The sequence below is a fragment of the Pirellulales bacterium genome, assembly GCA_019694455.1.
Classification (GTDB): domain Bacteria; phylum Planctomycetota; class Planctomycetia; order Pirellulales; family JAEUIK01; genus JAIBBY01.
Genome location: JAIBBY010000011.1, coordinates 64,101 through 77,450 on the forward strand (window position 1 = coordinate 64,101; position 13,350 = coordinate 77,450).

11 protein-coding genes are annotated in these 13,350 nt (G+C 59.7%); 8 read left to right on the forward strand and 3 right to left on the reverse strand.

The genetic code is table 11. The annotated features are described in order from the left end of the window. Positions 1-82: 82 nt before the first annotated feature. Positions 83-1,189 (reverse strand): cellulase family glycosylhydrolase, encoded by a 1,107-nt coding sequence (locus K1X71_06700; GenBank protein MBX7072822.1) that lies wholly within the window; start codon positions 1,187-1,189, stop codon positions 83-85. Positions 1,190-1,278: 89 nt separating this feature from the next. Between K1X71_06700 and K1X71_06705 the strand changes: the two genes are divergently transcribed. The 3 genes from K1X71_06705 (at position 1,279) to K1X71_06715 (ending at position 4,232) form a co-directional block, all read left to right on the forward strand. Next, the gene (locus K1X71_06705) at positions 1,279-1,461 is read left to right on the forward strand and encodes a CPXCG motif-containing cysteine-rich protein (GenBank protein ID MBX7072823.1); all 183 of its coding nucleotides are present in this window, start codon (positions 1,279-1,281) and stop codon (positions 1,459-1,461) included. A gap of 20 nt (positions 1,462-1,481) precedes the next feature. Next, entirely contained in the window at positions 1,482-1,952 is a 471-nt protein-coding gene (locus tag K1X71_06710) for a hypothetical protein (GenBank protein ID MBX7072824.1), read from the forward strand. 123 nt (positions 1,953-2,075) lie between these two features. Next, the gene (locus K1X71_06715; protein ID MBX7072825.1) at positions 2,076-4,232 is read left to right on the forward strand and encodes a hypothetical protein; all 2,157 of its coding nucleotides are present in this window, start codon (positions 2,076-2,078) and stop codon (positions 4,230-4,232) included. Between the two features lie 117 nt (positions 4,233-4,349). On the opposite strand, the gene gdhA is transcribed toward K1X71_06715, so the two are convergent. Further along, positions 4,350-5,705: an NADP-specific glutamate dehydrogenase gene (gdhA, locus tag K1X71_06720; protein ID MBX7072826.1), complete on the reverse strand. Its 1,356-nt coding sequence runs from the start codon at positions 5,703-5,705 to the stop codon at positions 4,350-4,352. 370 nt (positions 5,706-6,075) lie between these two features. On the opposite strand from gdhA, the gene K1X71_06725 reads away from it, so the two are divergent. From K1X71_06725 to K1X71_06740, 4 genes are read left to right on the forward strand one after another with little or no spacing between them, the layout of a single operon-like run. After that, entirely contained in the window at positions 6,076-7,047 is a 972-nt protein-coding gene (locus K1X71_06725; protein MBX7072827.1) for a Gfo/Idh/MocA family oxidoreductase, read from the forward strand. A gap of 13 nt (positions 7,048-7,060) precedes the next feature. Continuing rightward, positions 7,061-9,343, forward strand: coding sequence for a hypothetical protein (locus K1X71_06730; GenBank protein MBX7072828.1), 2,283 nt, complete (start codon positions 7,061-7,063; stop codon positions 9,341-9,343). Between the two features lie 30 nt (positions 9,344-9,373). Then, a complete protein-coding gene (locus K1X71_06735; protein MBX7072829.1) occupies positions 9,374-10,936 on the forward strand; it encodes a sodium:solute symporter family protein in 1,563 nt (520 codons plus the stop codon). Continuing rightward, positions 10,933-11,094 carry a hypothetical protein gene (locus K1X71_06740; GenBank protein ID MBX7072830.1) on the forward strand — a complete coding sequence of 54 codons (162 nt, stop codon included), beginning with the start codon at positions 10,933-10,935 and terminating at the stop codon, positions 11,092-11,094. Before K1X71_06735 ends, K1X71_06740 begins: the two co-directional genes overlap by 4 nt. Before the next feature lie 149 nt (positions 11,095-11,243). Here K1X71_06740 and K1X71_06745 read toward each other — a convergent pair whose 3' ends face one another. After that, complete coding sequence (locus K1X71_06745; protein MBX7072831.1) at positions 11,244-11,990, reverse strand: hypothetical protein; 747 nt, start codon at positions 11,988-11,990, stop codon at positions 11,244-11,246. 337 nt (positions 11,991-12,327) lie between these two features. On the opposite strand from K1X71_06745, the gene K1X71_06750 reads away from it, so the two are divergent. After that, positions 12,328-13,269, forward strand: a complete 942-nt coding sequence (locus K1X71_06750) for an SMP-30/gluconolactonase/LRE family protein (protein MBX7072832.1) — start codon at positions 12,328-12,330, stop codon at positions 13,267-13,269. Positions 13,270-13,350: the final 81 nt, after the last annotated feature.

Sequence of the window (13,350 nt, forward strand, 5' to 3'; positions counted from 1 at the left end):
CTGCGAAAACCACCATCAGCATATCCATTGCGGCCGCCGTTGCACGCAAATTTGCGTTCCTCACAGCAATCACTGGAAGTATTCACTGGCGGCCGCGCGCCAGCTCCACAAACAAGTCCAGCCAGTCGGCGCACATCGCGTCGCCAATCGTCCCAGACTTGCGACACTCCTCCGGCGTTTTGCCCCAATAGAATCCGATCCAGCCCGCCACCCGGCCTTCGCAATCCAGCACAAACTGCCGCAATTCCGCAGGCCGGCACTTGAGCGGAAACATCTCTTCGATCACCACCGGCTTGCCCACGCCAAAGCCGCGCAGCGTCTTCAATGCCTCTTCGACCTTCCCGGCCTCCGGATAAATGTGTACCGCCAAAAAGTCGAGCGGCTCGGCGATCTTCTCTGGCACAAAGCCTGAACTCAGCCCGGGTCGATCAAGACTCCACGGCACCAACCCCACGGTCACCAAATGCCGTCGGTCATGCTGACGAATCGCCTTGACGAGCGTCTCGATCCATTCGCGCGCGATCTGCGGACGCTCTCGGCCTCGCGTTTCCAAGGCGATGAATTGCACAAAGTGCTTATCGCCAAAGGCGCCACCAAGCCAGTCATCGCGTTTGCCATCTCCACCCGGAACGACTGGCTCGTTCATCAAGTCATAGCAAAACACGGCAGGACGATCGGCGCAGACGCCGGCCACGGCCTGCCAGAATAAGGCCTGCACGCGCCATCGCGCCGCCTCGCCGAGCGCGTCGTACCACGGCGGCGCATCTTGTTTGTGATAGCAACCAAGTCCAGTCAGATCGAGATAGATGTCAATTTTTTCCGCGAGTCGCAGCAACCTCGCCAACTGCCGCAGATTGCGCTCGTCTGGCTGATCGGCGGACGACATAAACCGGCCAAGCTGCAAATGAATCCGCGCCACATTGGCGCCAAGCTCCTTCATCTCTCGAAAATCTTGCTCAACCTTGGGCCATTCATCGTGCCAATAGTCCTCGATCAGCCGTCCCGCTTCATCGTGATCGTAGTTGAATCCCCACGGCACGAACGGCTTACCGGAAGCCGCCACCACGAATCCTAGTTTGTCAGGTGCGACCGTCACGAACGATTGATTCTCATGGGCCGTCGCATTCGACGGAAGAAAGCCAAACGTCGCCACCCACCAAAAAGTTGCCCAGTGGAACACTCGTCTCATAGTTTGCCTCAATCGTGAGCTAGCATGCCCGTGTATCCATTAGAATCTTGGCAGCGGCGACAATCACGCCCAACTCAGGAATCGATCCGATGCGCCAAGAAGCCAGCTACATCTGCGACGCCTGCGGCGAGGAGATCGTTGTTCCACTCGATCTCACCGCTGGCACCAGCCAGTCCTATGTCGAAGACTGCCCCATCTGCTGCCGACCTAACCTGATCCATGTCGAAGTCGACGACGACGGCGATGCTCGCATCTGGGCCGAGGCCGAGTAATCTCCCCCCAGTGAACACCGATGAAAATCCTCTTTCTGCACGGCTGGGGTTCTCGACCCGGTGGACTGAAGCCCAGTTATCTCATCGAGCATGGGCATGAAGTCATCAATCCGCCGCTCTCCGACAGCAATTTCGAAGTCGCGATACGCACGGCACAGGCCGAGTACGACCGACATCGTCCCGACGTGATCGTGGGGTCTTCTCGCGGCGGCGCGGTGGCGATGAATATCCGCTCCGGCAACACGCCGCTCGTGCTGTTGTGCCCTGCCTGGCGAAACTGGGGAGACGCTCGCGCCGTCAAGCCACAAACGATTATCATCCACAGTCGCGCCGACGATGTGGTGCCGTTCGCCGATAGCGCGGAACTGATGCGCGCGAGCCATTTGCTAGCTTCGGCCCTCATCGAAATTGGCCGCGACCATCGCCTGGCCGATCCAGAACCTCTCGCCGCGATGCTCAAGGCCTGCGAGCGGCTCCACGCAGATGAATAGCGCCCGCAATCACAATGGGCGATACCTCATCCTCGCTGCTTGGACACCCCGTTCTAACGCCGATAGCATACGTGTCACTCAACCGGCTAGCCGAAGTCGGCCGCGCATTTATTGGAGACAATTATGATCCGTCGAGTCGCGCCTTGGATGCTCGCGGCACTGATGACATTCATTGTGGCTGCTCGTCCCACGGCGATCGCCGGAGAACAAGTAGACCACGCCGATCCATTCTTGTTTGAAGGCACGCAAAACATCCTTCACGAAGAGCATTTCGGCATCGTCAACGGCAAAGTCGCCGCAGGCATTCCGTATCGCCGTGCAGCGCGAGTCAGTGGACTCTGGGCGCCCCCCTATGTCAGTTCCGATTTTCAATTGGAGATCACTGCCTTTGGCAAACCGGTTGAAACCAAGCGTTACGCATGGCGCCCATTCCAGGTGGAGCGAAGTGGAACGATCGAGGAGATCGACATCGCCAGCGCGACGCTGTTGACCGCCGACGCTCGCGCCGGATTGTTGGAAGTCAGCTTTACCAACACCAGCGGGAAACCACGCACGATACCGGTGGCGATCATCGCCGAAGCCAAACTGGATATCGCCGACCCCGTGGACGCCAACGGTGGAACTGGATGGTCGTTCAGCACCCCGCAGAGCAAGACGCCCACACAGCGACAAATTAACGACGGTTCGCTTTGCCTGGAGCAAAACGAACTGGCAATTGTCCTGCGCGCAAACAGCGATGTGGAATGGCGAGATTCCTCTCCCAGCGGGCGCGCGTCGATCATGCTGCCGCCGTCCGACAGTGCGAAATTGCGGGTTGCGTTTGCGATTGGCCCCAAGGATGAGGCTCGGGCGGCGTGCAAGAAAATCGCAGATGCCCCGGATCAGGCGATGGCCGATGCTCAACTGGCATATCGCCAGCGAACGGAGCACCTATTCGAAAAGCTGCCACGGTTTGCATCGGACAACGCGGCCTTGGACCAATTCTACTATCGCTCGCTAATACCGTTCGTAATGAATCGCTGGGATGTCCCCGAATTCGTGCTGCAACCCTACTACAGCACGGGCGGCGTCAATGGCGGGTGCGTCGGCAACTATCTATGGGATTTCGGCGGCAATTGGGAAATCTTTCCGCTTTTTGACGCCGCCGCGTCCCGGAGCCACATCAAGCAATTCCTTAACATCGACATTACCAAGCATTTCGCGTTCGAGCCGGTGACGGGCAAGGCGTTCGGACCCTGGTATCCCGTCAATCAAGAGAAGATAGTCGGCCTGATTTACTACTACGTGAAACACACAGGCGACACCGAGTTCCTCAAAGAGGTCGTCGACGGAGAGACAATTCTGGAGCATGCGATCTCCAACGCCATGTTTGGCGATGATCGCGATAAGCCAGTGAGCCTTATCGACTATGGGCCGTCAAACAGTCACCTCGAACTGCGCCGCGGCATCCCGTACAACCACATCATGCCCGATTTGAACGGGAGGCGCTACGACACCTTTCTGCGGGCCGCGGAGTTGGCGGAACTGGCAGGCAGGCCGCAACCGCACCTTCGTCAACGAGCGGAAGACCTGAAGCGCGTGCTCAAGCGACAACTCTGGAACGAACGCGCGGGCTGGTTCGACTTTCAGAACGACAAAGGACAAAAAGATTCCCGCTTTACAGTCCAGATCTTCAAGCTCTTTGCCAGCAATGTCCTCGACGCTCAGCAAGAGACCGCCCTGCTCGACCATCTCAACAATCCGCGGGAGTTTATGGCGGAATTTGGCTTGGAAAGCATGGCGAAGACGGACGCGGCCTACGATCCAGTCGATTACGATAACGGCGGGGGAGGCTGCTTCACGGCCTTTCCACCACAAATTGCCGAACGCCTCTATAAGGCAGGCCACCCCAGCGCGTCAGAAAACATCCTGCGACGCATTCTGTGGTGGGGCGAGCGCGTCCCATACTGGGGCGACTCTTTCGCAGCCAATGAAATTCAATACCGGCGTGACACACCCTTGCAATGCACCATCGATAGCGCCGCGGCGGCGCAGTGTCTGATCTTTGGCATGTTCGGCGTCCGGGCTGAGTTCAATGGCGACGTTCGCATCGACCCACGTCCACCTTCGTTCGCGGGTCAGTTGAAGCTCCAGGATCTAAGGCTGCGCGGTCATGTCCTGGATATCTCCGTCGACGACGCCAACTACGAAGTGAGCGACGGGATGCGGCGTGTTCGAGCGCCCGTTGGCCGGCCAACCCTGGTTCACGGCGACAACTTAACCGTCGGCGATGCACAGTAGCGCATCATGCAGACGGCCCCGCGCGCCGGACCACCAATTTCCTCGCCGACTAACTATGAGCGCGGCTTCCCAAACGCGGCTTATGGCGCCTGCCTGACCTGCCACTGCCGCCGCCAATCAAATGACGCCGAGTATCTGCATGGCTTCGGCCACACGAACGAAGCCGGCGATGTTCGCGCCCAGCACGTAGTCGCCCGGCGCGCCATATTCGTCCGCTGTGGCAGCACAGGTGTCGTGGATGTTGCGCATGATCGTCGCCAACCGCGACTCGGTCTGCTCAAACGTCCAACTGTCGCGACTGGCGTTCTGCTGCATCTCCAGCGCCGAAGTCGCCACTCCGCCCGCGTTCGCCGCCTTACCGGGTCCGAATAACACGCCGGCATCTTTGAACACCTTGACCGCTTCCGGCGTCGACGGCATGTTTGCCCCCTCCCCTACCGCGATTACGCCATTGCGGACTAGCGCGCGAGCGTCCTTGCCCGACAGTTCGTTCTGCGTGGCCGAAGGCATGGCGACGTGGCAAGGCACATCCCACACCGATCCCTTGTCGCACGGAATGAAATGCGTCCCCGCCCCCTTGCGACGGGCATACTCCGAGATGCGTTCGCGGCGCACGTCCTTGATTTCTTTTAACAAGTCGAGGTCGATGCCGCCTTCGTCCACCACATATCCGCTGGAATCCGAACAGGCGACAACCTTGCCCCCGAAAGACTCGACTTTCTCAATGGTATAGATGGCCACATTGCCGGAACCAGAAACGGCGACCCGGCGGCCATCAAAGCCCGCGCCTTTCGTTTCGAGCATGGCTTGGACGAAATAGGTGTTCCCATATCCAGTGGCCTCGATCCGCGCGCGCGATCCGCCATGGGCCAGCGCTTTGCCAGTGAGGACGCCCGCCTCATAGCGATTGGTCAGGCGTTTGAACTGTCCGAACAGGTAGCCGATTTCGCGTCCCCCCACACCAATGTCGCCGGCGGGCACGTCGATGTATTCGCCCAAATGGCGATGCAATTCGGTCATTAGCGATTGGCAGAACCGCATGACCTCTGCCTCCGACTTGCCCTTGGGGTCGAAGTCCGATCCTCCTTTGCCGCCGCCGATCGGCAGACCGGTCAGCGCGTTTTTGAATGTCTGCTCAAACCCTAAGAACTTGATAATGCCCACATTCACCGACGGATGAAATCGCATCCCGCCCTTGTACGGGCCAAGCGCCGAATTGAATTGCACTCGAAAGCCCCGGTTGATCTGCACCTGTCCTGCATCGTCTACCCACGGAATACGGAAGATGATCTGCCGCTCGGGTTCGCAAAGCCGCTCGAACAGCGCCTGATCGAGAAAATGCGGGTGCTTGGCGACAACGCGGCCAAGACTTTCCAGAACATCGTGTACCGCCTGGTGAAACTCGGCCTCCCCCGCATTGCGGCGAATGACGGACGCCAAAATTGGTTGCAGCTTTTCGTCTACGCTGTTCATCAAGATTTTCTGCCGTATCGATACTAGGTTTTGGAATCGGCGGGCAATCCGGGCCCGTGCTCGATCCAGGTACTGGCGGGTGGATGCGGTCCGGACCAGGCCGCTTGCGGTGAGAATCGGTGGGAGCTAAACCAGCAACTGACCAAGTTGAGTCTTGATTATCAAGGCCATACCCCCCCTTTGTCCGGTCGGCCATGCGCCGGACAATAATCGCGCCGCCGCGCACCAAATTGAATTTGGTCTGCGAGCGCGGCATCATCATTTCGCAACTCATTGCTGCTTTTGTTTTGTTGCGGCACACGGCATATTTACAGTCGCCAGAGCATTGCAGTTGATGCAACTCTCAGTCGCCGGAGATCGAGTAGTTCGCATGAGCTTTCAGCCAGTGAAACTAGGGGTTGTCGGCGTCGGCGGCTTTGGACTACTGCACGCCAAGACTCTGATGGGACTGGCCGAGTCGCAATTGGTCGCCGTGGTGGATCGACGGCCAGATCGACTCGCGCTCGTTAATTCGGCGCCCGGCTGGACCGACCTGAACGCCGCGCTGACCGAAAGCGAAGCCGAAGCCTGGGTGGTGGCGTCGAGCACTGCATCGCATATTGCGGTCACCAAAGCAATTCTCAACGCGGGCAAACCAGTGCTGCTGGAGAAACCCGTCGCCACCTCGCTTGCCGAAGCCAAAACGCTGCGTCCATTGGTCCGCCGAGACTCGTCGAACCTGATGATGGGCCATATCCTGCTGTTCAACAGCGAATTGGCTCAACTACGCGTGGAGGCCAGCCAGCGCGGCCCAATCCGATTTTTCAACAGCGTCCGCCACCGCCCTGCTACGACGCTCGACTCTTACCCGGACGAGTCTCCGCTGCGCCTGTTGATGGTACACGACTTGTATGTGGCGGTAGCACTCTTGGGTTCGGCCGAGCCAGATTACTTTTCCTGCCAATTGGGCCGTTCGCCGCGCGGCATTGATTTGGTCAACGCGCAACTGGCCTGGGAAGATCAAACATTGGCTAGTTTCGCCGCGTCGTATCTGACTCCGCCAGGCATGGCGAACGACGGATTCGATCGACTGGAAGTATTTGGCGACAATTGGATGGCGCGGGTCGAACCCAACCCGCGACCGATCCAACTCTGGCACGAAAGCGCCGCCTGGCCAATGACGCTGGAGATTCGCGCCGGCGACGGCCAACCCACCGGCATGCTGGCCGAAGAACTACGCGCGTTCTGCCGTGTGGTCCGCGGATTGGAGCCTGTGCCCGCCGGCGCAACCTATGACGATGCGCTGCAAGTGCTGGATTGGATCGAGATTTTAGAGAGCACCACGGACGAGCCAAGTGACTAAAAGTGAGCAATTGATGTATCAGCAATCAATCTTCGGTCTGTTTGCATTCCTGCTATTGGTCGGTGTCGGTCGCGTCGGTGGAGCAGAGGCCGCGATCCCAGATGGCCCCCCCGCGCCGGCGGTCATGTTCGAACACTTCCCCGATCGACTGCACGCTTACGTATGGCGGAACTGGAACTTGGTTCCCACGCCGAAGCTCGCGCTGGTGGTCGGTGCGACCGAAGACGAAATCACGCAGATCGCAACGTCGCTGGGGCTGCCACCCAACCGACCAGTGGCGGACCGGTACCAGCGCCAAGCCTATATCACGATCGTCCGGCGAAACTGGCACATCTTGCCGATCGAACAGATACTCGCCCTCATCGACATGTCGCCCGAGGAATTCAACTTCAACCTGCGCGAGGACGATGGACTCTTCATCAAGCTCGGCGGCAGCAAGCCGCGCTGCGAGCCACTTCGCTATCAACCGCCAGACGAATCGGCCAGAGAGCGCGCTGCGCAGATCAAAGCCGTCGTTACGCGGCGTTTTGGCAATGCCCTGACGACGCCAGGCGAGGATCGGTTTGCATTCGTCGAGCAGCTCAGCGCTGCGCGGCGTCCACCAGCCAGCGAGCCTCCGGCCGAGGATGGTTTGCGCTACATCTATTCTTACTTTGGCGCCTTCGGCGACCCGTTGATCGACACCACCGTTGATCCGTACCCCGACGGATTGCTGGAAAAGTTGTCCGATGTGGGCGTCAATGGCGTATGGATGCACGTCGTGCTAAGGCAGCTAGCGCCGGGCGGACCTGATTTCCCAGAGTTTGGCGAAGGCCACGAGCAGCGGCTGGAAAACTTGCGCAAGATGGTCGCGCGCGCCAAACGTTACGGAATCCGCGTCTATCTCTACATGAACGAGCCGCGCGCCCAACCTCAAGCATTCTTCGCCAACCGCCCAGAGATGGCCGGCGTGCGCGGCTGGCTGGGGCAGGACTTTACCGCCATGTGCACCTCCAACCCGCGAGTCAGAAAATGGATGAGCGATTCGTTGGCGCACGTTTTCACAAAAGTCCCAGACTTGGGGGGCGTGTTCACGATCACCGCGTCCGAAAACCTAACGAGTTGCGCCTCGCACAATCGTCAGGCCGAGTGTCCGCATTGCAAGAGTCGGACGAACGCCGAGATCATCGCTGAGGTCAACGCCACGATCGAGACCGGTGTGCATCGCGGGAACCCCCAGGCCAAAGTGATCTGTTGGGACTGGGGCTGGGCCGGCCACGGCGATGCCTCTGAGATCATTGCCTTGCTTCCTGATAACGTCTGGCTGCAGTCGGTCAGTGAGTGGGCGCAACCTTTTGAGCGTGGCGGGGTGAAGGGCGCCGTCGGCGAATACTCCATTTCCGTCGTCGGTCCCGGACCACGCGCCAAGCGGCATTGGCAATTGGCGAAACAGCGCGGTCTGAAAACCGCCGCCCGAGTGTCTTTCAACGCCACCTGGGAGCTATCGACTTTGCCATACCTTCCGGTCATGGACTTGGTCGCCGAACATTGCGAGAACCTGGCCAAGCTCGACATGGACGGCCTAATGCTGAGCTGGTCGCTGGGCGGTTATCCGTCGCCAAATTTGCTGGTTGCCCAGCGGATCATGGGACAAAAGGCCGCCGACAAAGTACAGGTGTTGAATACGCTGGCCGCCGAGCGGTATGGCAGCCAGGCGGCGCCGCACGTGCGTCAGGCTTGGAAAGCTTTCAGCGACGCCTTCCGCGAGTTTCCGTACGGTTTGGGACTGTACTCCGCGCCACAGCAGATTGGGCCAGCGAATTTGCTCTACCGCTCGCCCACCGGCTACGCGGCCACCATGACTTGTTATCCATACGACGACTTGGCGGCGTGGCGCGGCCCCTACCCGGCCAATGTTCTGGCCAATCAGTTTGAGAAGATAGCCGCGGGTTGGGCGACCGGAGTGGAGCACTTCGAGCAAGCGGTCAAGCTGGTCGACGCCGCCAATCTGCCGACCGCGCAGGCCGAGCTGGGGTACGCGCGCGCCGCCTACACCTACTGGGCCAGCGTGGCCAATCAGGTGCGCTTTATCATGGCCCGCGACGAATTGGCCGCCGGCGACAAGGGAGGGCTGAGAACGCAACTGATCGACGCGCTGGACTCCGAAATCGCGCTGGCGCGGCAACTGTATGACCTGACTAAACAAGACTCGCACATTGGCTTCGAGGCCGCCAACCAGTATTTTTATCTCCCGCTCGATCTAGTGGAGAAAGTGGTGAGTTGCGAGCATCTCAAAACTCGCTATGCGTCTCCCTGAGTTCGTCACGCTGAAAGCGATTTGGTCCTGATGAATCTCGCGCGCGATTTCGGCACTAACTTCACCCCCTGGGACTGGGCGATTGTCGGCGCGTATCTGGTGGCCTGCGTCGGCGCCGGGGTGTATGTCAAACGATATGTCTCCGACATGAGCGACTACGTTGTGGCCGGGCGCTCGCTCAACTCGTTCTTGAGCATCGCTACCATGCTCGGATCGGAAATTGGGCTGGTCACCGTAATGTACGCGGCCCAAAAAGGCTTTGTCGGTGGGTTCGCGGCGTTCTACATCGGTCTGCTGGGCGGGGTGATCTGCCTGCTTGTCGGATTAACCGGTCTGTTCGTCGTTCCGCTGCGGCGCATGGGCGTGATGACAATTCCACAGTTCTACGAGCAGCGATTCAGCAAAGGCGTTCGCATCTTTGGCGGCGTGGTCCTTGCTGTAACCGGCATCCTGAACATGGGCATGTTTCTCCGCGCCGGCGCGCTGTTTCTCACCAGTCTGACTGGGCTGTCCGATCCCATCACGATCAAGATCGTGATGACCATCCTTCTGCTGCTTGTGCTGTTGTATACGGTGCTCGGCGGCATGCTGGCGGTGGTAATCACCGACTACATCCAGTTCGTCGTCTTGGCCGTGGGGATGTCGCTGGCGTGTATCTTTGCCCTGACGCACGTGGGTTGGTCGAACATGATCGACACTGTGCGTCACGTTCACGGCGACGGCGGCTTCGATCCGATCCAGGGTTTTGGCTGGGGCGAAATCGCGCAAAACGCGCTGATTGTGGGACTGGTCAGCACTGCGGTCTGGCCCACCGCGCTGATGCGGGTTCTATCGGCTCGCGACACAACCGTCGTCCGCCAAATGTACACTTGGTCGTCGATCGGGTTTATGACGCGCTGGATCATTCCGCAATTCCTCGGCGTCTGCGCCATGACCTATATGTGGAGCGACTCGCGCGCGCATGACCTGTTCTTTGGTCCAGACGGCAAGTTGCTCGACGATCCGGCGCACGTCGATCTCACGCTGCAAGCGATGCCGCTGTTCCTCAGCCAATTGTTGCCCATTGGCGCGATCGGCATGATCCTGGCCGGCATGATCGCCGCCCAAATGTCGACCGACAGCAGCTACCTTTTGTGCTGGTCGTCGGTGCTCGTCGAAGATGTGGTTAACCCGCTGATGGACGACAAACTATCCGACCGCGCCCGCATGCGCCTGACGCGCATCTTCATGTTGATCATCGGCGCGTTCCTGTTGATCTGGAGCTTATGGTATCCGTTGTCCCAGCATTTGTGGGATTATCTGGCCGTAACATCGGCGGTCTATTTCACCGGCGCCATCGCGCTCTTGCTGGGAGGGTTGTACTGGCCAAGGGCCAGTTGTGCCGGCGCCTATCTGGCGCTGGGAACCGGATCATTGGCGATTCTGGCCCTCGGCGATTTGCGCAGCGCGATCGGTCTGTCGTGGCTCAGCGAGCCACAAATCATTCTCGGCACAACCGCGCTGGCGCTCTCGCTATTGATCGTTGGTTCACTGGTCTGGCCAGATCGCCGCGCTCCGGGCAATCCGGCGCTCAACAACGGAGGCACACGATGAACGCCTGGATGGTTTTGTGGATTGCCGTGCTGGTCGCCACGCTTTCGATGTTCACCTGCCTGACCATCGCGGTCGCGATCGGCGGGGCACTCGATATTCGCAAGATGCTCAGCCAGGTCCGCCGTCAACATGGAGCCGACAAAGGCGACAACCAGTAGAAGGCGCGACGGCCAGCGATTGCCAAATGACTGCGCAGGGGAGATCGCGACTCGCGCCGCGCTTAACCAGCACGCTGGGATTTGATCGTCAGCGGGAAGTTTGAACAGCGATCCGCGCTGACGCGCATTTGTGCGCTATACCCGCGCGGCTATGGACGCTGTCGGCGCGCCCCGGCAATGGCGAGCGGGGCGAGGGCGCAAAGCAGAAGCGCCCAGTTGCTCGGCTCGGGGACAACTAACGACCATCCAGGAAAATCGAGCGCCAACTGCGTGTTGAATGCGTCGCGCACGGCCTGGGTGTTGGCCAGATCGGTTGGATTGATCAAGGTCACATGATTGCCGCCGATGTTGCTGACGGAGTACCCCCAGGCCACTCCGCCAAGAATGCGCGCTTGCTTTGCCGCCTCATCGACGATCGACACCACCAGTGTGCTGACCGAGAAGGTAAGTGGGGCGAATTCCCATTGAGCGTAGGGGCCGTCCCCTAACCAGGCGTCGTCGCCTCCACCTGTTACCGCGAGTCCGGCTTTGGTGTCGCCGCTAATGTCGTACCAGGGGAGCGCGTCGGCGGTTGCATCACCCAACGACTGATTCGACCTGGGATCAATAAAAGGCCGATTCGGAAAGCCGTTAACCGGCTTGGAGAACTGCGCTAGTTGCAGCCATCGCAAGTCGGATTCGGCGACCTGGTTCTGGCCTCCATCAAGTTGCCAATGGGCCCAAAAATTGACGCCCCCACTGTATTCACTGTTGACCGCAATCGGGCCAGTGATTTGGATCGAACCGATGTTGTTCCCGCCGATGGTCAGTGGCGCGGCCTGACTGCCGACGCCGAATGCCAACAGGGTCAGCGTGATGAACAATCGGTACGAGACCAGCAAGCGATGCCTATTCATCCAGTCGTTCCGCGACGGTCCAATCCCCTGTCCATACCGATCTTAATTGGGCCCAAAGGATCGGGGCAAGGAAACTTTGGCGCAGGCGCCCAAGATTCTCAGCCGGCGGCCAGATGCGGTTGTATCGATTGTTCCTGGATATGCCGAGAAGCGGCCCAGAAACAGCGAGCATTGCGGCCGTTTTGGGTAGGGTCGACCGCTCGCGGCAGTGGCAAGAATCACTCGGCAAGCTGGGCGGTCAGCGCCGTCGGCCAGTTTGCGGAGGTAAGACGGGGGGAGTAGGCTACTTCGTGCTGCTGTATAGGGCGTTGCGTACTTTCAAGATTGAGGATTCCCAATGTTCAAATGGGCGCTGATGCCGGCTGTGCTTTGCTGCGGATTGATCCACGGCGCCGAGTTGCCGCAGAACGACGCCGTGCGTCCGGTCAAATTGCTCGACGTGCCACATTACACAGAAGGGGTTGTCTTCGACCATGAAGGGCGCGGTTATCTCTCGGAGGACAAGTCGATTTGGCGCTTCACGCTGGACGGCGCCGCCGAGGTTTTTGCCGTCACGGGCGCGCCGAATGGGCATAAAATCCTGGCCGATGGATCGCACTTGGTTTGCGACGCCAGCCAACATGCGGTCCTGCATTTGAGCCCCGAAGGAAAGCTGCTGCCGCCGGCCTCTTCGGAATGCGACGGAAATCCACTGCGCGGACCGAATGACTTGACGCTCGATACTCCCAACGGCGGGTTCTACTTTACTGATCCCGGTGGCTCGGATGAGAACCAGGCGATTGGGACAGTGCATTACGTGGATCGGGTCGGCAAGACGACGCTGGTCGCCGGCCAGTTGGCATTCCCCAACGGCATCGCGCTGAGCGCTGATGGAAAGCGTCTTTTCGTAGGCGAGAGCAAACGCAACCGCGTGCTCGTTTACGAAGTGACGTCGCCTGGGCAATTGGGCGAGCAGAAGGTGCTGGCAGACCTGCCGGTAAAGGACCCGGCACTCGGGCAGATCGACAACCAGCCAGACGGCATGTGCCTCGATGCGGAGGGAAATCTCTATGTCGCGCATTACGGCATGCATCAGGTGCAAGTGTTGTCGCCCGCTGGAAAACTGCTGCGCCGCTACGAAGGGGGAACACTAACAACCAGCAACGTGGCGTTTGGCGGCCCCCGGCGGGATCAGTTGTTTGTGACAGGCGCCTTGGCCAACGAAAAAGGCGCCGGCGCGCTGTTCCGCCTCGATCTGGGAGTGGCCGGCCTCGATATTCTGCCTCCCAAGTCGCCGTAGGGGTTCCGCTCGGCGAGCAAGGCGGCCAAGATGGAGCGCTTCAGCCGCACGCCCAGTTGGCGGCGCCTCGACCGAGTTTCT